Here is a 20,165-nt window from a genome sequence, read left to right on the forward strand (position 1 = left end):
CCGCCCGCCGGGTCAGCGGCGGGCCGTGACCGTCCGCTCCACCGCGAAGAGCTCTTCCTCCACGTGGTCCAGGGCCAGGCGCAGCGCGCCCGTCGCCACGGCGGCCTCGCCGAGCATGGACAGCGCCACCCGCGGCGGGCGCAGGCAGTACCGCTCCAGCTCCCGGCGCAGGGGCTCCAGGACCCCGTCCAGTCCTGCCGCCCAGCCGCCCACGACCACCAGCTCCGGGTCCATCGCCAGCACCAGCGCCGCCACGTCGTGCACCAGCCGCTGGAGGAACCGGTCCACCGCCGCCACGGCCCGCTCGTCGCCCCGCCTGGCCATCGCGAACACCTCGGCGACCGCCGGCTCGTCCAGGGGGTGCAGGGGCTCGCCCGTCGTCGACAGCAGCCGCTCCGGGGTGGCCTCCCGGCCCAGCAGGTGCAGCGCGCCGATCTCGCCCGCCGCCCCGCCGAAGCCCCGGTGCAGCCGGCCGCCGATCAGCGAACCGGCACCCGGGCTGAGGCCGGCCATCACGAACACCATGTCGTCGATGTCGCGCGCCGCGCCCTTCCAGTGCTCGGCGAGCGCCGCCGCGTTGGCGTCGTTCTCCACCTGGACCGGGCAGCGGAAGGAGCGCCGCAGCCGCTCGCCGAGCGGCAGTCCCGTCCAGCCCGGCAGCGCCGTGCCCAGGCGGACCGTCCCGTCCGCCTCGACGATGCCGGGGCTGCCGACACCGACCGCGCGCAGCGAGTCGCGGGGGATCCCGGCCCGGCGCAGCAGATCGGCGACCGCCGTCCTGACGCGCTCCAGGCGCTCATCGGCCGAAGCGGTCTCCGAGACGTCCTTGGTGCCGGCCCCGATGACCCGGCCGTCGAGCCCGGACAGCAGCACCGCGATCCGGTGCGAGCCGATCTCGATGCCGAGCAGGTGCCCCGCCTCGGCGCGGAAACGGAACCTCCTCGCCGGCCGGCCCTGGCGGCGGGCGCCTTCCTCGGCGACCGCCTCGACCACCAGGCCGGTGCCGATCAGCCCCTCCACGACCCCCTCGACGGTCGGCCGGGAGAGCCCGGTCACCCGTGTGAGGTCGGTCAGGGTGGGCGATCCGGCCGCCCGCAGCGCGCGAAGCACCACGGCCGAATTGATGCGCCGGAGCAGAGAGGGATCCCCGCCGGTCAGCTGCCCCAACGTGTGTCCTCCCAGCTAACGACCTTGTCACGCGGATCGTACTGCGCACCCGGCACGGCGGCGAGAAGCGGCCCCCCACCTGCGGGAACTGGCTCCCGTCTCAGGCCGGCGAGACGAAGCCCGACTCGTACGCCGCGATCACCGCCTGGGTCCGGTCGCGCGCCCCCAGCTTGCCCAGGACCGCGCTCACATGGGACTTCACGGTCTCCGTCCCGACGATCAGCTCCCGGGCGATCTCCACGTTGGTCAGCCCCCGGGCCATGAGCCGCAGCACCGCCTCCTCCCGCTCCGTCAGCGCGGCCCGCTCCAGGACCGCACGGGCCTCCCGGTTCCCGTACTCGGCGGCGAGGGCCCGTACGGCCGCGGGGAAGAGCAGGGTCTCGCCCTCGGCCACGAGCCGTACCGCGTGCACGATCTCCGAGGGGCGGGCCCGCTTCAGCAGGAAGCCGTCGGCTCCGGCGCGCAGCGCCTGGTAGACGTACTCGTCGTTCTCGAAGGTGGTGACCACGAGGATCTTCGGCGGGGAGTCCACCGACCGCAGGACCGCCCTGGTCGCCTCGATCCCGTCGAGCAGCGGCATCCGTACGTCCATCGCCACCACGTCCGGCCGCAACTGCCGCACCAGGGGGATGACCGACGCCCCGTCGGCGGCCTCGCCCACCACCTCGATGTCGGGCTGGGCCTCCAGGACGGCGCGCAGACCCGCGCGCACCAGGGGCTCGTCGTCGACGAGCAGTACGGTAACCGGCATCCGGTCAGGGTATTCGCTCCAGCGGAAGCCTCGCGCGCACCCGCCAACCCCCCTCGTGGAGCCCGGTTTCGGCCTTGCCGCCGAGCAGCGCCGCCCGCTCCCTCATGCCCCGCAGACCGCTCCCGCCGCCCCTCGTGAAGGAGGGCCGCTCCGGCAGCGGGTTCGTCACCTCCAGCTCCAGCCGGCCCGCGGCCACGTCCACCCGTACCCGGACGGGAACGGGACCGCAGTGGCGCAGCACGTTGGTGAGCGCCTCCTGCAGGATCCGGTACCCCTCACGGGTGACCGGGCCGGGCAACTTCTCCAGCGGGCCCGTCAGTCGGGCGTCGACCTCCGCCCCCGAGGCACGGGCCGACTCCAGCAGCCGGTCCGCTTCCAACAGGGTCGGCCGCTGCGACGGCGGCTGCGCGGACTCCCGCAGCACCAGCAGGACCCGCTCCAGATCCTCCAGCGCGGCCCGGCCGGTCTCCTCGATCGCGCTCAGCGCACGGTCGGTGAACTCGGGGTCTGCCGCCGCCCGTGCGGCACCCGCCTGGATCACCGCCACCGTCAGGGCGTGCCCGATGGAGTCGTGCAGCTCGCGCGCGATCCGGGTGCGCTCCAGCAGCTGCTCCGTCCGGGCCTCCAGCGCGGTCAGCCGCTCGGCGGCCGACGGCCCCAGCAGGCGCCGGGCGATGGTGGTGATCAGCTCGCCGAGCAGGACCACGATCACGAGGAGCAGGAGGAGCGGCACCGGCACGAGGAGGGCCGCCGCCCAGCGCGGTGGCGTGAACGGCACGGCGAGGTCCGCGCTGAGCGGGTGCCCGAGGGCGATCGTGGTCAGCTCGATCGCCTGGACCGGCAGCCACACCGTGGCGAACATCGCCGCGCCGGCGACGACGAGGCGTATCTCCAGCCACAGCACCGTCCGCCACCGGTCCGCCCAACGCGCCGACGCGGCACTGCCGATGAGGCCGTCCTCACCGACCCGGTCCTGCGGGGTGAGCAGGAACTGCGCCTGGAGCCCCTCGGCCAGCCGCACCCACGGCACGAAGCCGAACGGTATGACGATGAGCAGGGGCATCCACGGGGCGCGCGGGTTGATGAACATCCACAGCGCGAGCAGCAGCACCGGGACGCACAGGTGCAGCCAGCGCGAGTACATCACCGGCCGGAACGGGGCACGGAGCATTCGGATCATGTCCCCATCGTGGCAGCGGACGGGCCGGTGCCGTCTCCCCCACGTGGGGGAGACGGCACCCTCGCACGGGGGAGGAAGGGGCACGGGCCGGACGGCGAATCTTGAGCCATGAACCGCATCGAGATCCGCGAACTGACCAAGGACCACGGCACCCGACGGGTCGTGGACCACCTCACCTTCGACGTCCTGCCGGGCAGGGTCACCGGCTTCCTGGGGCCCAACGGGGCCGGCAAGTCGACCACCATGCGCCTGATCCTCGGCCTGGACCGGCCCACCGCCGGCAGCGCCGCCATCGCCGGGCGCCGGTTCACCGACCTGCGGACCCCGCTGCGTGAAGTCGGCGCCCTGCTCGACCCGCAGGCGCCGCACGCCGGGCGCAGGGCCCGGGACCACCTCCTCGCCCTCGCCGTCAGCAACGGCATCCCGGCCGCCCGGGTGGACGAGGTCCTCGAACAGGCCGGCATCGCGGCGGTCGCCCGCCACCGCATCGGCACCTTCTCACTCGGCATGCGCCAGCGCCTGGGCATAGCCGCCGCGCTGCTGGGCGACCCGGCCGTCCTGCTGCTGGACGAGCCGACCAACGGCCTCGACCCGGAAGGGATCATCTGGATCCGCGAGTTGATGCGAAGCCTCGCCGCCGAAGGACGCACGGTCTTCGTCTCCAGCCACCTGATGGCCGAGTCCGCCTCGTTCGTCGACCACCTCGTCGTCCTCGGACAGGGCAGACTGCTCGCCGACACCTCGCTCCGCGACTTCATCGACGCCCGCAGCACACCCAGGGTGCGGCTGCGGACCGCCGACCCCGACCGGCTGGCCGCCGCCCTGGCCCGCGAGGGTCTGCGCATGGCCGCCGCCGAGGACGGGCGCTGGACCGTCGACGGCATACGGGCCGAACGGATCGGGGGCCTCGCCGCCCGGGAGGGCATCGCCGTGCTCGAACTCTCCGACGAGCGGGCCTCGCTGGAGCAGGCCTACCTCGACCTCACCGCCGACCGCACCCCCTTCTCCGCCACCGCCGCCTGAACCCGATGGGAGCCACCGCCGTGACCGCCGCAGCCCTGCCCACCGTCCCCGTCCTGCGCTCGGAATGGATCAAGATACGGTCCGCCCGCGCGGTCCTCGGATCGCTGGTGGCCGTCTTCGCCGCCACCGCGGGCGTCACCGTCCTCACCGCCGCCGCCATCGGCACCTCCGAGCCCGCAGCCATGGGCGAGGACCGCCTGCTCGCAGCCTTCTTCGGCATCAACTTCGGCCAGATAGCGGCCATCGCCTTCGGCGCGACCGCCTTCGCGGGCGAGTTCCGGGCCGGTGCCCTGCGGGTCTCGCTGACCGCCGTGCCCAACAGGACCCGGCTGTACCTGTCCAAGGCCGCCGCCGTGGCCGGACTCGCCTTCGTCGTCGGACAGGTCACCGGTCTCGTCACCTTCGTCGCCGGGCAGGCGTTCATGGGCGACGGCGCCCTGTCCCTCGGCGACCCCGGGACGGTCCGCGCCGTCTTCGGCAGCGGCGCCTACCTCACCCTGATCGCCCTGCTGTCGGCGGGCCTGACCGCCCTGGTGCGCAGCGGCACCCTGGTGATGAGCCTGCTCATACCCTTCCTCCTGATCGTGCCCTTCGTGGTGGGTCAGGTCGCGGGCGGGGCCATGCGGTTCATGCCGGACCGGGCCGGCCAGATGGTGATGAGGGCGCAGCCGGACGGGGCGCTGGGGCCCTGGAGCGGGCTCGCGGTGGCCGGGCTGTGGGCCCTCGCCGCCCTGGCGGCGGGCTGGCTGGCGGTGCGCAGGCGCGACGCGTGACGCCGGGCCAGTTGTCAGTGGCCCGACCGATACTGACGGCATGACCACGGCAGACCATCTCGACACGATCGACCGGCTGCGAACGCGGGAGTTCCCGTCCGGGCCGGCCGTGTCCGGTGAGCACAGCGCGGGCCCGGGGTACCACCTGGTCCAGCTCAGCCGGACCCGGGACTTCTGGGACGACGACGGATCCGGTTGGGAGGAGGCCGAGGACCAGATCAGCGCCGAGTACGCGGCGCTCGCCCAGGCGGCGACCGACCGGTGGGGGCCGCCTCAGGTGTTCGCCCTGGGATCGCTGCTGGAGCGGGGGTTCGACGGGGAGGAGATACCGGCGCCGTGGGACGAGCTGTGCAACATCACCGACCACGTGCACCTGTGGCGGGCCGGGGAGCGGTGGCTGGTGGTCTGCGTCGCCCAGTGGGACAAGGAGTTCCCCTTCATGCTGATGGCGGGGGTCACCGTCGTCGACCCGCCGTAGCCGGCGGCGGGATTCAGGGGCCGTCGGAGCTCGCGGCCCGACGCAGGCGGGCGTACTCCTCGGCCATCGACTCGGCGGTCCAGTGGGCGTTCAGGCCGCTCGGGTTGGGCAGGGCCCAGATGCGGGTGGCGCCGATGGTGCGCTCCTGGGGGCCGATCTGGGCCCTGCGCTCACCGAAGGCCGTCCGGTAGGCGGTGACGCCGACCACGGCGAGCCATTGGGGGCGCAGCCGTTCCACCTTGGCCGTCAGGATGCGGCCGCCCTCGCGGAACTCCTCGGCGCTCAGCTCGTCGGCGCGGGCGGTGGCCCGGGCGACGACGTTGGTGATGCCCAGGCGGTAGGACAGCAGCTCCCGCTGCTCCTCGGGGGCGAGCCTGCGGGGCGTGAAACCCGACAGGTGCAGGACCGGCCAGAAGCGGTTGCCGGGGCGGGCGAAGTGGTGGCCCGTCGCGGCGGAGAGGAGACCCGGATTGATCCCGCAGAACAGCACACGCAGACCGCCCGCGACCACGTCCGGGAGGACGCGGCCGCGGGCGGCTTCGAGCTCGTCGGGGGTCAGAGGATCGACCCGGGAGCGTAACCGGCGGCCTCCGGGTGCTCCTTGGCGATGGCCTCGATACGGGAGACCACGGCGGCGACCTGGTCACCCGCGGCGCCCGTGAAGGAGAGCTTGTCGGCCATCAGGGCGTCCAGCTGCGCGCGGTCCAGCGGCATCCGCTCGTCGGCCGCCAGCTTGTCCAGGAGCTCGTTGCGCTCGGCGCCCTGCTCGCGCATGGCCAGGGCGGAGGCCACGGCGTGCTCCTTGATGACCTCGTGCGCGGCCTCGCGGCCCACACCGGCCCGCACCGCGCCCATCAGCACCTTGGTGGTGGCGAGGAAGGGCAGGTAGCGGTCCAGCTCGCGGGCCACGACGGCCGGGAAGGCGCCGAACTCGTCGAGGACCGTCAGGAAGGTCTCCAGCAGGCCGTCGAAGGCGAAGAACGCGTCGGGCAGGGCCACCCGGCGGACGACCGAGCAGGAGACGTCGCCCTCGTTCCACTGGTCGCCGGCCAGCTCGGCCGTCATCGAGGCGTAGCCGCGCAGGATGACCATGAGGCCGTTCACGCGCTCGCAGGAGCGGGTGTTCATCTTGTGCGGCATCGCGGAGGAGCCGACCTGGCCGGGCTTGAAGCCCTCGGTGACCAGCTCGTGGCCGGCCATCAGGCGGATCGTCTTCGCGATCGAGGAGGGGGCGGCGGCCAGCTGCACCAGGGCCGAGACCACGTCGTAGTCCAGCGAGCGCGGGTAGACCTGGCCGACCGAGGTGAACGCCTGGGCGAAGCCGAGGTGGGCGGCGATCCGCTGCTCCAGGTCGGCCAGCTTGGAGGCGTCGCCGCCCAGCAGGTCCAGCATGTCCTGGGCGGTGCCCACCGGGCCCTTGATCCCGCGCAGCGGGTAGCGCTGGAGGAGGTTCTCCAGGCGGTCGTAGGCGACGAGCAGCTCGTCGGCGGCGGTCGCGAAGCGCTTGCCCAGCGTGGTCGCCTGAGCGGCCACGTTGTGGGAGCGGCCGGCCATGACCAGCTCGGCGTGCTCGCCGGCGAGCTTGCCGAGGCGGGCCAGCACGGCGACCGTACGGTCGCGCACCAGCTCCAGCGAGAGCCGGATCTGGAGCTGCTCGACGTTCTCGGTGAGGTCGCGGGAGGTCATGCCCTTGTGGACGTGCTCGTGACCGGCGAGGGCGTTGAACTCCTCGATGCGGGCCTTCACGTCGTGCCGGGTGACCTTCTCGCGCTCGGCGATGGAGGCGAGGTCGACGGTCTCCAGGACGCGCTCGTAGTCGGCGAGGGCGGCGTCGGGGACCTCGATGCCGAGGTCCTTCTGGGCACGCAGCACGGCGAGCCACAGCCGCCGCTCCAGCGTGACCTTGTACTCGGGGGACCACAGGACGGCGAGCTCCGCGGAGGCGTAGCGGCCGGCCAGGACATTGGGGATGCGGGGCTTGGCAGTCACGTGTAGGGATTCTACTTGGGCCGCGGCTGTGCGTTTGCGCAGGTAGGGGCAGCCCTCGGGATTGTGGGTTGCTACGAGAGCGGCGGGGTCCCGTACGGCAGCAGCTCCGGCCGCTTCGAGGGGCGGCCGTCACCCGAGGAGCGGCCCGTCAGCCTGCGCCCCACCCAGGGCAGCAGGTGCTGCCGGGCGAAACGCAGGTCCTCGGCCCGGCGCACGGGCCAGCCCGGCGCGGCCGCCGGGGGCAGTGGCGCCCGCCAGTCCTCCTCGGCGGGCAGCCCCAGAGTCTGCCAGACGGCCTCGGCGACCCTGCGGTGACCCTCCGGGGTCAGGTGCAGCCGGTCCACGTCCCACAGCCGCGGGTCCCCGAGCACGGGCGCCCCGTACAGGTCCACCAGCAGCGCCCCGTGGCGCCCGGCGAGTTCCTCGAGGATGCCGAAGAGCTCCTCCATGCGAGGCCGGAAGCGTTCCATCACCGGGCCGTTGCGGCCGGGCGAGCGCATCAGCACCAGGTGCTTGCACGACGGGGCGAGGAGCTCCACCGCACCCTCCAGGTGTGCCCGGACCCTGCCCATGTCCACCTTGGGGCGCAGCGCGTCGTTGAGCCCGCCCACCAGGGTCACCACGTCCGCGCCCATCGCGGCGGCGGCGGGGGCCTGGTCCTGGGCGATCTGGCCGATCAGCTTGCCGCGCACCGCCAGGTTCGCGTAGCGGAAGCCCGGCTCGCGCGCGGCGAGCCGGGCGGCCAGCAGGTCGGCCCAGCCCCGGTAGGAGCCGTCCGGCAGCAGGTCGGACATCCCCTCGGTGAAGGAGTCCCCGACCGCGACAAAACTGGTGTACGACGCATTCATCTCCATGGCGGAGCGATGCTACCGCGCGGTACGGCTCCCTTCCCAGGCCTCGGCCTAGGCCGAGGCGGGCCGGCCGAACAGCTCGCGCAGCACGTCCTCCATCGTCACCAGGCCCGCGAGCGCCCCGTCCGCCCCGAGGACCGCCGCCAGGTGCGTACGGCTGCGCCGCATGGCGGTGAGCACGTCGTCCAGCGGGGTGTCCGCCCGGACCTGAGCGATCGGGCGCAGCGCGGAACGCGGGAACGGCTCGTCCCGTTCCAGCACGTCCAGGGCGTCCTTGACGTGCAGGTACCCCAGGATCCGCTGCCGGGCGTCGACCACCGGGAAGCGGGAGTACCCCGACTCGGCGGACAGGGCCTCCAGCGCGGCCGCGGTGATGCCGAGCCGGGCCGTGACGACCCGGTCCACGGGCAGCACCACGTCCGTGACGGGGCGCCGGCCAAGTTCCAGGGCGTCGTGCAGCCGCTCGCTCGCCCGGTCGTCGATGAGCCCCGCGTCACTGGAGTCCTTGACCATCCGGGCCAGCTCGTCGTCCGAGAACGTCGCCGCGACCTCGTCCTTCACGTCCACCCGCAGCAGCCGCAGCAGGGCGTTGGCGAAGGCGTTCACCGCGAAGATCACCGGCTTGAGCCCCCGGGCCAGGGCGACCAGCGGCGGCCCCAGTGCCAGCGCGGTGCGCACCGGCTCGGCCAGGGCCACGTTCTTCGGGACCATCTCGCCGAACAGCATGTGCAGGTAGGTGGCCAGCGCCAGGGCGATCACGAAGGAGATCGCGTGCGTCACTCCGGACGGCACCCCGACCGCGTCGAGCAGCGGGCTCAGCAGGTGCGCGATGGCCGGCTCGGCCACCACGCCGAGCACCAGGGTGCACAGGGTGATGCCGAGCTGCGCGGCCGCCATCAGGGCCGACACGTGCTCCAGGCCCCACAGCACCGCGCGGGCCCGGCGGTCGCCCTGCTCCGCGTACGGCTCGATCTGGCTGCGCCGGACCGAGATCAGCGCGAACTCCGCGCCGACGAAGAAGGCGTTGACGACCAGGGTCGCCAGGCCGATCAGCAGCTGGATCGCGGTCATCGGGTCTCCTCCGCGGTCTCGTCGCCGACGGGTCCGGCCGGCTCGTGCAGCAGGACGCGGGCGGCCCGGCGTCCGCTGGCGTCGACCACGTCCAGGCGCCAGCCGTCCAGCTCCAGGCGGTCGCCGACGGCCGGGATCCGGCCCAGTTCGGTGGCTATCAGCCCGGCCAGGGTCTCGTAGGGCCCCTCGGGCGCCCGCAGGCCGATCCGCCGCAGCTGGTCGGTGCGCGCCGCACCGTCGGCCGAGTACAGGGTGCGGCCCGCCTCGTCCGTACCGGCCGGGGCCAGGTCGGGGGTCTCGTGCGGGTCGTGCTCGTCGCGCACCTCGCCGACGACCTCCTCGACGATGTCCTCCAGCGTGGCCACACCGGCCGTGCCGCCGTACTCGTCGATCACCACGGCCATCGTCTGCCTGCCCGACAGCCGGTCCAGGAGCCGGTCCACGGTCAGGGACTCCGGCACCAGGAGCGGCTCGCGCAGCAGCCGGGAGACCGGGTGGCGGTGCCGCTCGGCGGCGGGCAGGGCCAGTACGTCCTTGATGTGGACGATGCCGACCACGGTGTCGAGGCTGCCCCGGTAGACGGGGAAGCGCGACAGTCCGGTGGCCATGGTCGCGTTGGCCACGTCCTCGGCGGTGGTGTGCACGTCGAGGGCGGTGACCTGGACGCGCGGGGTCATCACGTTCTCCGCGATCAGGTCGGCGAGGTTCAGGGTCCGCACGAACAGCTCGGCGGTGTCCTTCTCCAGCGCGCCGGCCTTGGCGGAGTGCCGGGCCAGCGCCACCAGCTCCTGCGGGCTGCGGGCGGAGGCCAGCTCCTCGGCGGGCTCCATGCCCATGCGCCGGACCATGTGGTTGGCGGTGGTGTTCAGGTGGCTGATCAGCGGCCTGAACGTGCGCGAGAAGACCCGCTGCATGGTCGCCACGCGCTTGGCGATGGCCAGCGGAGAGGAGATCGCCCAGTTCTTGGGGACCAGTTCGCCGACGACCATCAGGACCACCGTCGACAGGACGGTGCCGAGGACCAGGGCGGTGGAGGACGCGGCGCCGGCCGACAGGCCCAGGTCCTCGAACGGGCCCGTGAGCAGGGCGGCGATCGAGGGCTTGGAGATCATGCCGATGACCAGGCCGGTCACGGTGATGCCGAGCTGCGCTCCGGAGAGCTGGAAGGTGAGGCTGCGGACCGCGGCCAGCGCGCTGTCCGCTCCGCGCTCGCCGCGCTCGACGGCCCGTTCGAGCTCACTGCGCTCGACGGTCGTCAGCGAGAACTCGGCGGCGACGAACACTCCACAGGCAAGGCAGAGCAGCAGCGCCACGATGAGCAGGAGTACCTCGGTCATCGGTCGTTCACCTCCGTCCCATGTTCGGTCAGGAGGAGGGGGGCCGCGCGGTGTCGCGTACCGGGATGTCGGTGACTTGGAGGCTCGCCCATGGGCGGAGGCTCACACCTTTCGTCGTGGATCGGGAAAACCGTTCAGCCCATGGTAAAGGAAAGGCAAAGGGAATGGGTCGTCCTTTTGGACGAGCGGCCGCGGATGGTGGGATCCGGTGAATGAACGATCTTCACATCGCCCCCGCCTCGGCCCCCGACCTGCCCGCAGTCCTGGACTTCTGGAAGGAGGCCGCCAAGGGCGCGAGCATCAGCGACGACCTGGCCGGAGTCGGACGCCTGCACGCGCGCGACCCCGAGGCCCTGCTGCTCGCCCGGCGTGACGGCGAGCTGGTCGGTACCGTCATCGCCGGCTTCGACGGCTGGCGCTGCCATCTGTACCGGCTCGCCGTGCACCCGGACCACCGCCGGCGGGGCATCGGCTCCGCGCTGCTGGCGGCCGCCGAGGAGCGGTTCGCGGCACTGGGCGGCCGGCGCGCCGACGCGATGGTCCTCGACGGGAACGAACAGGCCCACGGGGCGTGGCGGGCGGCCGGCTACGGCCCCGAGGACATCTGGACCCGCTGGGTCAAGCCGCTGGCCGGCTGACCCTCCGCGCGGACGGCCGTCCGGGTGAACGGCCGGGCCCGCCGGGCCGGTGGGCTCACTTCGGGCACTGGTCCGTCAGGATCCGTTCCTCCTCGGTGAGGACGGAGTCCTCCCCGTTCTCGCCGGCGTTCTTGGCGCACGCCGAGGCCTGGAGGCCTAGCTGCGCCGCCCGGCCCCGCGCCTCGTCGAGACCGGCGGCCGTGATCGTCGACTCCACCTGCTTGCGCTGGTACAGCGGCAGGTACCGCAGCTCGATCTCGGGGTGATCGGTCTCCACCTCCCACAGGGGAGTGCCGCCCAGCTTCTGGTTGATGCCCCGGAACACCGCCACGTGCCCGTCGTTCACGCCGACGAAGTACTGGGTCCGGGTCCACTGGTAGGCGGCGTACGAGCCCCCGGCGAGCAGGACCGCCGCCACGGCGAACAGGGCCAGGGTGCGCGGGGCCCGGCGCGGCGGCGGGGGCGGCACCCGCCGGGCCCGGCTCCCGGCCCGGACGCGGGCGCCGGGCCGGCCGGACGCCGGCCGCGCGGCGGACGGAGGCGCCGCGGCGGCCCGTCCCCCCGGCGCGGGTGCCGACGCGCGCCGCGGTCTCGGCTCCGGCGCGGGCGGCGGGGAGGCGGGGGCCGGGGGAGGCGGGAACGCGGGTGGCGGAGGTGGCGGAGGTGGCGGAGGTGCGGCCGGCGCGAGGAGTTCCAGGGCCCCGGCCACCGTCAGCCGCGCGTCCGGCTCCTTCTCCAGCAGCCCCTCGATCAGCGGCCGCAGCCGCCCCGCCCGCCGCGGCGGCGGGACGGGGTCGTGCGCGACCGCGTACTGGGAGCCGACCTTGGTCTCCCGTTTGAAGGGCGACACCCCCTCGACGGCCTCGTACAGGGTCGTCCCCAGGGAGAACAGGTCACCCGGGGCGCCGCCCTTCTCGCCCCGGGCGCGCTCCGGCGACAGGTACGGCATCGAACCGATGACCACCCCCGTCCCGGTCAGGCCGTCGTCCGCCTCGTTGAGGGCGATCCCGAAGTCGGCCAGCAGGATCCGGTCGTCCTCGGTCAGCATCACGTTGGCCGGCTTGACGTCGCGGTGGACGATGCCCTGCGCGTGCGCGGCGCCGAGCGCCTTCAGCAGCGCCGCGGCCACCCGCGCGACCTCCTCCACCGGCAACGGGCCCGACTCCCGCAGCCGTTCCTGCAGGGTCGAGCCCCTGACGAGCTCCATGACGATCCACGGCACCCCGCCCACGAGGGTGACGTCGTGGACCGTGACCACGTTGGGGTGGTCGCGCAGCCTGGCCGCGCTGCGGGCCTCCCGTATGGCCCGCTCCAGACGGTCGGCCGGATCCGGGGCCGACGGCCCCGAGGGCAGGAGCAGCTCCTTGACGGCCACGTGGGTGTCGAGCTGGACGTCGTACGCCTTCCAGACCCGCCCCATTCCACCGGCCCCCAGGGTCCGGTCCAGCCGGTAACGGTGGTTGACCAGCTGCCCCGGCCGCGCCTCGTGTGCCACGCTCCCCCTCCGCTCCACTCCTGACAAGCGCCGGGCCGCGCCGGACCGCGCGTCCCCGGCCCGATTGTGGTGCCTGCCGGGTGCGTCTGACCGGCAGTCCGCCGGAAGGGGTACGGGGAAAGGGCGCCGGCTCAGTCGTCCAGCCGCCGGGCCGAGCCGATGACGCAGTACGAGGTCGGCAGCGCCGGGCCGCGCTCGGGCAGGCGGAAGGAGCGGTGCGAGGCGATCCGGAAGCCGGCCGCCTCGATCGCGGCGAGCGGGTCGCGCGCCGTGTGGCAGCCGCCGAACAGGCGGGGCCACACCGTCCGGTCGAGCGCCCGCTGGACGGCTGCCATCCCCGGGCCGGGAGCCAGCCCGTGCTCCAGGAAGCGGAGTTCGGCCCCCGGGCGCAGCACCCGGTGCAGTTCGGCGAGGGCGCGCGGCAGGTTGCGTACGGTGCACAGCACCAGGGAGGCGACCGCGACGTCGAAGGCCTCGCTCTTGACCGGGAGCGCCTCGGCGACACCCGGAACGAGGTCCACCGGCACCTCGGCGCGCAGGGCGGCGGCCGCGGCGAGCCGTCGAAGGGTGCGCTCCGGCTCGATGGCGACGACCTCGGACACGGCGGCGGGGTAGTGGGCGAAGTTCAGCCCGTTGCCCGCGCCGATCTCGACGACCCGGCCGGAGATCCCCGCCAGGAGTTCCCCGCGCAGGGCGCCGATGCCGGCACGGGTCTCGGCGGCGGTGCTGGCGCGGGCGTAGAACCGGGCGAAGCACGGGTGGTGGACCGGATCGGGGACCGGGCTGGGCATGACGGGCCTCCGGGCGCGGACGGGCGGCGGACGGGCGGCGGACGGGCGGCGGACGACACGGCTGCGCGTGCCCTTCGGGGCTGTTCCCCGTCCGGGCCCGCCCCGAAACCGTCTCCCTCGGAGGGCGCGGACGATAATCGGCACTCCGGCCACCGCACTTGGGGCCCCGCACAGAAGGAAGGCACGACCTTGACGTCCCGCACCGCACCTGTCCGGGGCACGGCCGCCGCGCTGTTCGCCGCGGCGCTCCTGCTCGCCGGCTGCGCCTCCGGCCCGGCGCCGGCACCCCGGGCCCAGGCGCCTGCGGCCGATCCGAACGCCGCGTTCCTCGCGGAGGTCGCGGCCCGCTGTGCCACCGCCACCGCCTCGCCGACGGCCGCTGCCGCCGGCGGCGGCAGCGGGCCGACGGATCCCGAGTCGCGCAAGTACGCGGAGAACCACGCGTACCGGCAGCAGACGGAGCTGAGCCCCGCCGCCCGCTGCCGCGGGGAGGCCCACGCGGCCCGGATCAGGACGGAGCTGGCCGCCGCGCACGCGGCGGACCCCGCCGCACTGACCACGCTGCTGCGCCGCCTGGGCTACCCCGTCGACGCCGGCGACGTGTACGAGGGGAGCGCCGGCCAGGGACCCGGCTTCGCGCTGATGGTCCCCGGCACCGGCCCCTGCGTGTCGGGGCGGGCCGCGGACCCCGCCCGCGTCGAGGCGCACGGGGTGTACGTGGAGGGCGGCTGCAAGGAGCCGGCAGGGGGCCACTGACCCGCCACTGACCCGCCACTGACCCCCCGCCGGCCCCGCCCGCGCCTCAGGTCAGGCGGGCCACTCGGCGAGGAAGGACTCCGCCGACCAGGTGCCGTCCAGCGCGGCCCCCAGCCAGCCCGGCGCGGCCGCGCGGAAGGCGGCGGGCTCCAGGGCGCCGGCCCCCTCCGGCACGGCCCCCAGCAGCGGGAGCCCGGACTTGGGGAGGTCGGCGAGGTTGCACCGGGACGCCAGGTCGGGAGCCGCGGGCCAGCTGCCGACCACCACCCCGAGCCCCTTCACGGACCGGGCCGCCAGGGCCTGCGCCGTGAGGTCGGTGCTGTTCAGCGTGCCCAGCCCCGCCGACGCCACCACCAGCACCGGCGCCGCCAGCAGCCGCGCCGCGTCCGCCAGGGTGTGGCCCTCCTCGTCGAAGCGCACGAGCAGCCCGCCCGCGCCCTCCACGAGCACCAGGTCGTGCTCGGCGGCCAGCCGCGCGGCCGCCTCCGCGATCCCCGCAGGGGTCAGCGTCGCCAGCCCGGAGCGCCGCGCGGCGGTGTCCGGGGCCAGGGGCTCGGGGTAGCGGGCCAGTTCCCGCGCCGTCACGGCCGGGCCGGCGAGCCGTACGACCTCGGCGGCGTCCCCGGGCTCGTCCGGGCCGACCCCGGTCTGGGCGGGCTTGAGCACCGCCACCGAACGCCCCGCGGCCAGCGCGGCGGTCGCGACGGCCGCGGTGACCACCGTCTTGCCGATCTCCGTGCCCGTCCCGGACACGACGACTACGGACATCTCAGCCTTCCTGCGCCGCTGCGACGGCCGCGCGGCAGATCCGGGCCACGTCGGCGTCGCCGGTGACGAACGGGGGCATGGTGTAGATCAGGTCGCGGAACGGGCGCAGCCAGACGCCCTCGCGGACCGCCGCCCGGGTGGCCGCCCACACGTCGACCGGGTGGTCGAGCTGGATCACGCCGATGGCCCCGAGCACGCGTACGTCCTTGACCCCGGGTACGGCGCGGGCGCCGGCGAGGCCCTCGCGCAGGCCCGCCTCGATCCGCTTGACATCGCCGGCCCAGTCCTGGCCGAGCAGCAGGTCGATCGAGGCCAGGGCCACGGCCGTGGCGAGCGGGTTGCCCATGAAGGTCGGCCCGTGCGCCAGCACCGGGACCTCGCCCCGCGAGATCCCGTCGGCGACCCGCTCGGTGCACAGGGTGGCCGCGAGGGTGAGGTAGCCGCCGGTGAGGGACTTGCCCAGGCACATGACGTCCGGGGTGATGCCCGCGTGGTCGGCGGCGAAGAGCGCGCCCGTGCGGCCGAAGCCCGTCGCGATCTCGTCCAGGATCAGCAGGACCCCGTACTCGTCGCACAGCTCGCGCAGCAGCCGCAGGTAACCGGGGTGGTGGAAGCGCATGCCGCCCGCGCCCTGCACCACCGGCTCCACGATCACCGCGGCGAGTTCGTCGGCGTGCGCGGCGACCAGGGAGCGCAGGTGGTCCGCGTACCCGGGGTCCACGGGGGTGTCGAAGTCCCCGGGCGGGGCGTCGGCGAAGACCTGCCGGGGCAGGTGCCCCTGCCACAGCTCGTGCATGCCGCCGTCGGGGTCGCACACGGCCATCGGCTGCCAGGTGTCGCCGTGGTAGCCGCCGCGCCAGGTCAGCAGCCGGGTCTTGCCGGTGCGGCCCAGCGAACGCCAGTACTGCAGGCACATCTTGACGGCGACCTCGACGGCCACCGACCCGGAGTCCGAGAGGAAGACGTGTTCCAGCCCGGCCGGGGTGATCTCCACCAGCCGGGCGGCCAGCCGGACGGCGGGCTCGTGGGTGAGCCCGCCGAACATCACGTGCGACATCCGGCCCAGCTGCGAGGCCGCGGCCTCGTTCAGGACCGGGTGGTTGTAGCCGTGGATCGCCGACCACCAGGAGGACATGCCGTCGACCAGCTCCTCCCGCCCCTGGGCGGGGGAGGCGAGCCGCAGCCGGACCCCCGAGGCGGAGGAGACCACGAGGGTCTCCTGCCGCCCGGGCATCGGGCCGTACGGGTGCCAGACGTGCTGCCGGTCCAGGGCGAGCAGCTCCGCCGTGTCCGACGCCGGGTCGAGCGGGTCGTGCAGCGGGAACTGGTCACGCATTGGGGGCGACGTCCGTCCCCGCGCCGCGCCGGCGCACCGCCACCAGGTCCGAACGCACCTCTCCGGCCTCCGCCTGGGCGGGCGCCGGCGCCTGCTCGGCGTGTCCGGAGCAGCCGCCGCAGGCGGAGCCGCAGCCGTGGGCCCCGGCGCCGGCCTCCGCGTCGGCGTCGGCCGCGGGGCCGCAGCCGCCGGCCGAGGAACCGCACATGCCGCCCGCGGGGGCGGCGGCCGCGGCGTCGGCGCGGTGTGCGGGCAGGGTGGTCGTACCGGCGCCCTCGACCTCGAAACCGGCGTCCGCGATCATGTCGAGGTCGGCCTGGCCGGCCTGGCCCTCACTGGTGAGGTAGTCGCCGAGGAAGATGGAGTTGGCGATGTGCAGCGCCAGCGGCTGCATCGAGCGCAGGTGCACCTCGCGGCCGCCGGCGATCCGGACCTCCACGTCGGGGCAGACGAAGCGGACCATCGCGAGGATCCGCAGGCAGCGCTGCGGGGTGAGGTTCCACTCCTTGGCCAGCGGGGTGCCCTCGAAGGGGATCAGGAAGTTGACCGGGACGGAGTCCGAGTCCAGCTCGCGCAGCGAGTAGACGACGTCGACCAGGTCCTCGTCGCTCTCGCCCATGCCGGCGATCAGGCCGGAGCAGGCCGACAGGCCCGCCGCGTGCGCCTTCTGCACCGTGTCGACACGGTCCGCGTAGGTGTGCGTCTTGGTGATCTGGCCGTACGTGGCCTCGGAGGTGTTCAGGTTGTGGTTGTAGGCGTCCGCACCCGCCTCACGGAGCTTCTCCGCCTGGCCCTCGGCGAGCAGCCCCAGGCAGGCGCAGACCTCAACGCCCTCGTTCTGCTCCTTGATGGCGGCGATCGTCTCGCCGACGCGGGCCACGTCACGGTCGGTCGGACCGCGGCCGCTGGCCACGAGGCAGACCCGCTTGGCGCCGCCGGCGACGCCGGCCGCGGCCGCCTTGGAGGCCTCGTCGGGCTTGAGCCACGTGTACTTGAGGATCTCGGCCTTCGACCCCAGACGCTGGGAGCAGTACGAGCAGTCCTCGGGGCAGAGCCCCGACTTCAGGTTGACCAGGTAGTTCAGCTTGACGCGGCGCCCGAACCACTGGCGGCGCACCTTGCCGGCAGCGGCCACCACGTCGAGCAGTTCGTCGTCGGAGGTCGCCAGTACGGCGAGCGCCTCCTCGCGGGTCGGCAGCTCGCGCCGCAGTCCCTTTTCCACCAGGGTGTTCAGCAGGTCCATGCGCCCGATCCTGTCCCACGCGACCACTCCCGGCCAAGGAGAGATCGGACAACATGGCCGGAAGGAGGTGTGTGGATCGCCACACCAGTCCCTCGGGTCCCGGCGGATAGGGTCGAGCAGATCTGTCGACTGCCGACAAAACGCGAGACACATCGCGAGACGCGACGCGAGGACCGCCGATGACCGAGCACACCCCGCAACCCGAGGACGTCTTCGCCTGGATCGACGGCGCGGAGCGCGTCCGAGAGCAGGCCGGGCTGGTGCGGACCCTGCGCCCGAGGCCCGCCTCCTCGCCCCTGCTGGACCTGGCGAGCAACGACTACCTGGGGCTGTCCCGGCACCCGGAGACCGTGCGGGGTGCCTGCGCGGCGGCCGAGCGCTGGGGTGCGGGGGCCACTGGATCGCGCCTGGTCACGGGCTCGACCGAACTTCATGCCGAACTGGAGCGGGAACTCGCCGCGTTCACGGGGTTCGAGTCCGCTCTGGTGCTTTCGTCCGGATACGCCGCGAACCTCGCCGCCGTCACCGCGCTCAGCGGCCGCGGCACGCTCGTCGTCTCCGACGCCGGGAACCACGCCTCGATCGTCGACGGCTGCCGGCTCTCGCGGGCCGAGGTCGCGGTCACCCCGCACGGCGACCCGGAGACGGCCCGCAAGACCCTGGCCGGGCACGGGGGCCGGGCGCTGCTGGTGACCGACTCGGTGTTCTCCGTCGACGGGGACGCCGCCCCGCTCGACGGCTACCGTGCCGCCTGCCGGGCCGAGGGCGCGGCGCTGGTCGTGGACGACGCGCACGGGCTGGGGGTGCTGGGCGAGGGCGGCCGCGGCGCGCTGCACGCCGCCGGGCTCGCGGGAGCGCCGGGGGTGGTCGCCACGGTGACCCTCTCGAAGTCACTGGGCAGCCAGGGCGGCGCCGTGCTGGGGCCGGCCAAGGTCATCCGGCACCTGGTCAACACGGCCCGCGCCTTCATCTTCGACACCGGGCTGGCCCCGGCCGCCGCCGGTGCGGCGCTGGCGAGCCTGCGCCTGCTGGAGCGGGAGCCGGAGCGGGCGGCCCGGGTCCGGGAGGTGGCCGCCGAGCTGTACGGGCGGCTCACCGCGTCCGGCCTGACCGCGGCCCGGCCGGACGCGGCCGTGGTGTCGGTTCGGGCCCCGTCGGCTTCGGCGGCACTGCGCTGGGCCGCCGACTGCCGCGAGGCAGGTCTGTCCGTGGGGTGCTTCCGTCCGCCGTCGGTGCCGGACGGCATCTCCCGGCTGCGGCTGACGGCTCGGGCGGATCTCACGGGGGACGAGATCAGCCGGGCCGTCGGCACGGTCCTGCGGACCGCTCCGGCCGGGGCCACGGACCGCTAGGCGTCACGTCACACGCGCACGTCCGCCCTTACGGAAGCGAGGAAGCCGTCCCAGGCCGGCCCGGTGAAGAGCACGGCCGGGCCGTCCGTCCGCTTGGAGTCGCGGACGGCCAGCAGGCCGCCGCTGAGGGCGGCGGCTTCCACGCAGTTGTTCATTCCGGTGCTGCGGCTGCTCCGCCGCCACCGCGCGCTTTTCAGAAGTCCGCTGGTGGATAAGGGGGTTGCGGACACGGGGGTGCCTCCTTCTACGCGTCGTCAGCGATAGAGCTGATCAGATCCGACGAGTCACGGGGCGGGAGGGCGTGCGCCTGGATGGTGCGGAACGCGGCGCTGTACGCCTCAAGGTCTTCCTTCCGCTCCAGATAGAGGCTACTCGTCAAATGGTCGAGCACCACCACATCCAGATCGGCGATGTTCGGAAATGAGAAAATTACGAACGGTCCGGTCAGGCCGAGATGGCCCCCCACGGTGAACGGCAGCACCTGCAGCCGCACTTGGGGCAGCCGCCCCACCTCCACCAGATGCCGCAGCTGCTCCTCCATCACCCCCGGCCCGCCGATCTGCCGGCGCAGCACCGCCTCGTCCAGCACGGCGCTCAGCTCCAGCGGCGGATCGGACCGCAGCACCGCCTGCCGCGCCAGCCGTACGTCGACCAGCGCGTCCACCTTCGGCTCCGGCAGCCCGCCCAGCGCGGCCCGGGTCACCGCCCGCGCGTAGTCCGGCGTCTGGAGCAGCCCCGGCACCACCGACAGCTCGACGGTCCGCGCCGATCGGGCCCCGGCCTCCAGGCTGATGAAGTCCCGGTACTCCTGCGGGAGCAGGCCCCGGTAGTCGTGCCACCACTGCCGCCCCCGCGCCGCGTCCCCGCTCGCCGCCGGGCCGGCCGCCGAGGCCCCCAGGGCCTCCAGCAGCGCGCGCTGCTGGGCGCTCACCACGTCCCCGTAGGCGTCCAGCAGCAGCCGGATGTCCTCCGTCTTCACACCGCTGCGGCCCGTCTCGATCCGGCTGACCTTCGACTGGTGCCAGCCGACGATGCGCGCCACCTCGCCGCTGGTGAGCCCGGAGCGGTCGCGCAGGGCACGCAGCTCCTCGCCGAGTTTGCGCCGACGCACCGCGGGACCGTGCTGCATACCCGCTCTCCTTCCACCGGCACACCTCGCACCAGTC

Annotated in this window: 21 protein-coding genes; 6 read left to right on the forward strand and 15 right to left on the reverse strand. The window is 74.1% G+C overall.

The window, feature by feature from the left end; genetic code table 11:
* Positions 1-12: 12 nt before the first annotated feature.
* From ABD973_RS27795 to ABD973_RS27805, 3 genes are all read right to left on the reverse strand, one after another.
* A complete protein-coding gene (locus tag ABD973_RS27795) occupies positions 13-1,167 on the reverse strand; it encodes an ROK family transcriptional regulator (protein ID WP_125596761.1) in 1,155 nt (384 codons plus the stop codon).
* A 100-nt stretch (positions 1,168-1,267) separates the two neighbouring features.
* The gene (locus ABD973_RS27800) at positions 1,268-1,918 is read right to left on the reverse strand and encodes a response regulator (RefSeq protein ID WP_125596758.1); all 651 of its coding nucleotides are present in this window, start codon (positions 1,916-1,918) and stop codon (positions 1,268-1,270) included.
* A 4-nt stretch (positions 1,919-1,922) separates the two neighbouring features.
* The gene (locus ABD973_RS27805) at positions 1,923-3,098 is read right to left on the reverse strand and encodes a sensor histidine kinase (RefSeq protein WP_125820401.1); all 1,176 of its coding nucleotides are present in this window, start codon (positions 3,096-3,098) and stop codon (positions 1,923-1,925) included.
* 108 nt (positions 3,099-3,206) lie between these two features.
* Here ABD973_RS27805 and ABD973_RS27810 point away from each other — a divergent pair, with 108 nt between their 5' ends.
* The 3 genes from ABD973_RS27810 to ABD973_RS27820 are packed head-to-tail and all read left to right on the forward strand — an operon-like array spanning position 3,207 to position 5,372.
* Positions 3,207-4,121, forward strand: coding sequence for an ATP-binding cassette domain-containing protein (locus ABD973_RS27810; protein ID WP_345502674.1), 915 nt, complete (start codon positions 3,207-3,209; stop codon positions 4,119-4,121).
* A 35-nt stretch (positions 4,122-4,156) separates the two neighbouring features.
* On the forward strand, positions 4,157-4,894 hold the full coding sequence (locus ABD973_RS27815; protein ID WP_386382010.1) for an ABC transporter permease: 738 nt from the start codon (positions 4,157-4,159) through the stop codon (positions 4,892-4,894).
* A gap of 40 nt (positions 4,895-4,934) precedes the next feature.
* On the forward strand, positions 4,935-5,372 hold the full coding sequence (locus tag ABD973_RS27820) for a hypothetical protein (RefSeq protein WP_125820398.1): 438 nt from the start codon (positions 4,935-4,937) through the stop codon (positions 5,370-5,372).
* 13 nt (positions 5,373-5,385) lie between these two features.
* Here ABD973_RS27820 and mug read toward each other — a convergent pair whose 3' ends face one another.
* The 5 genes from mug to ABD973_RS27845 all read right to left on the reverse strand — a co-directional run bounded on the left by mug (position 5,386) and on the right by ABD973_RS27845 (position 10,620).
* A complete protein-coding gene (mug, locus tag ABD973_RS27825) occupies positions 5,386-5,931 on the reverse strand; it encodes a G/U mismatch-specific DNA glycosylase (protein WP_125596743.1) in 546 nt (181 codons plus the stop codon).
* Positions 5,928-7,361 carry an adenylosuccinate lyase gene (gene purB, locus ABD973_RS27830; protein WP_007262806.1) on the reverse strand — a complete coding sequence of 478 codons (1,434 nt, stop codon included), beginning with the start codon at positions 7,359-7,361 and terminating at the stop codon, positions 5,928-5,930. Before purB ends, mug begins: the two co-directional genes overlap by 4 nt.
* A gap of 71 nt (positions 7,362-7,432) precedes the next feature.
* Complete coding sequence (locus ABD973_RS27835) at positions 7,433-8,215, reverse strand: SGNH/GDSL hydrolase family protein (RefSeq protein WP_125820397.1); 783 nt, start codon at positions 8,213-8,215, stop codon at positions 7,433-7,435.
* Between the two features lie 48 nt (positions 8,216-8,263).
* Positions 8,264-9,283 carry a hemolysin family protein gene (locus ABD973_RS27840; RefSeq protein WP_125820396.1) on the reverse strand — a complete coding sequence of 340 codons (1,020 nt, stop codon included), beginning with the start codon at positions 9,281-9,283 and terminating at the stop codon, positions 8,264-8,266.
* Entirely contained in the window at positions 9,280-10,620 is a 1,341-nt protein-coding gene (locus ABD973_RS27845) for a hemolysin family protein (protein WP_125820395.1), read from the reverse strand. The genes ABD973_RS27840 and ABD973_RS27845 overlap by 4 nt, the downstream gene beginning before the upstream one ends.
* 212 nt (positions 10,621-10,832) lie before the next feature.
* Here ABD973_RS27845 and ABD973_RS27850 point away from each other — a divergent pair, with 212 nt between their 5' ends.
* Positions 10,833-11,258 (forward strand): GNAT family N-acetyltransferase, encoded by a 426-nt coding sequence (locus ABD973_RS27850; RefSeq protein ID WP_125820394.1) that lies wholly within the window; start codon positions 10,833-10,835, stop codon positions 11,256-11,258.
* 55 nt (positions 11,259-11,313) lie between these two features.
* Here ABD973_RS27850 and ABD973_RS27855 read toward each other — a convergent pair whose 3' ends face one another.
* Both ABD973_RS27855 and ABD973_RS27860 read right to left on the reverse strand, forming a co-directional pair.
* Positions 11,314-12,753 (reverse strand): serine/threonine-protein kinase, encoded by a 1,440-nt coding sequence (locus ABD973_RS27855; RefSeq protein WP_125820393.1) that lies wholly within the window; start codon positions 12,751-12,753, stop codon positions 11,314-11,316.
* Positions 12,754-12,884: 131 nt separating this feature from the next.
* A complete protein-coding gene (locus tag ABD973_RS27860; RefSeq protein WP_125605482.1) occupies positions 12,885-13,544 on the reverse strand; it encodes a class I SAM-dependent methyltransferase in 660 nt (219 codons plus the stop codon).
* 189 nt (positions 13,545-13,733) lie between these two features.
* Between ABD973_RS27860 and ABD973_RS27865 the strand changes: the two genes are divergently transcribed.
* The gene (locus ABD973_RS27865) at positions 13,734-14,300 is read left to right on the forward strand and encodes a hypothetical protein (protein WP_125820392.1); all 567 of its coding nucleotides are present in this window, start codon (positions 13,734-13,736) and stop codon (positions 14,298-14,300) included.
* A 51-nt stretch (positions 14,301-14,351) separates the two neighbouring features.
* On the opposite strand, the gene bioD is transcribed toward ABD973_RS27865, so the two are convergent.
* From bioD to bioB, 3 genes are read right to left on the reverse strand one after another with little or no spacing between them, the layout of a single operon-like run.
* Positions 14,352-15,068, reverse strand: a complete 717-nt coding sequence (gene bioD / locus ABD973_RS27870; protein ID WP_125820391.1) for a dethiobiotin synthase — start codon at positions 15,066-15,068, stop codon at positions 14,352-14,354.
* Position 15,069: 1 nt separating this feature from the next.
* Entirely contained in the window at positions 15,070-16,404 is a 1,335-nt protein-coding gene (locus ABD973_RS27875) for an adenosylmethionine--8-amino-7-oxononanoate transaminase (protein WP_125820390.1), read from the reverse strand.
* The gene (bioB, locus tag ABD973_RS27880) at positions 16,397-17,647 is read right to left on the reverse strand and encodes a biotin synthase BioB (RefSeq protein ID WP_125820389.1); all 1,251 of its coding nucleotides are present in this window, start codon (positions 17,645-17,647) and stop codon (positions 16,397-16,399) included. Before bioB ends, ABD973_RS27875 begins: the two co-directional genes overlap by 8 nt.
* 179 nt (positions 17,648-17,826) lie before the next feature.
* Between bioB and ABD973_RS27885 the strand changes: the two genes are divergently transcribed.
* On the forward strand, positions 17,827-18,999 hold the full coding sequence (locus ABD973_RS27885; RefSeq protein ID WP_206436487.1) for an 8-amino-7-oxononanoate synthase: 1,173 nt from the start codon (positions 17,827-17,829) through the stop codon (positions 18,997-18,999).
* An 8-nt stretch (positions 19,000-19,007) separates the two neighbouring features.
* On the opposite strand, the gene ABD973_RS27890 is transcribed toward ABD973_RS27885, so the two are convergent.
* Both ABD973_RS27890 and ABD973_RS27895 read right to left on the reverse strand, forming a co-directional pair.
* Entirely contained in the window at positions 19,008-19,229 is a 222-nt protein-coding gene (locus ABD973_RS27890) for a DUF397 domain-containing protein (RefSeq protein WP_125820388.1), read from the reverse strand.
* 14 nt (positions 19,230-19,243) lie between these two features.
* Positions 19,244-20,128 (reverse strand): helix-turn-helix domain-containing protein, encoded by an 885-nt coding sequence (locus ABD973_RS27895; RefSeq protein WP_125603068.1) that lies wholly within the window; start codon positions 20,126-20,128, stop codon positions 19,244-19,246.
* Between the last annotated feature and the right edge of the window lie 37 nt (positions 20,129-20,165).

The sequence above is a fragment of the Streptomyces racemochromogenes genome, assembly GCF_039535215.1.
In the GTDB taxonomy this organism is placed as follows: Bacteria; Actinomycetota; Actinomycetes; order Streptomycetales; family Streptomycetaceae; genus Streptomyces; species Streptomyces racemochromogenes.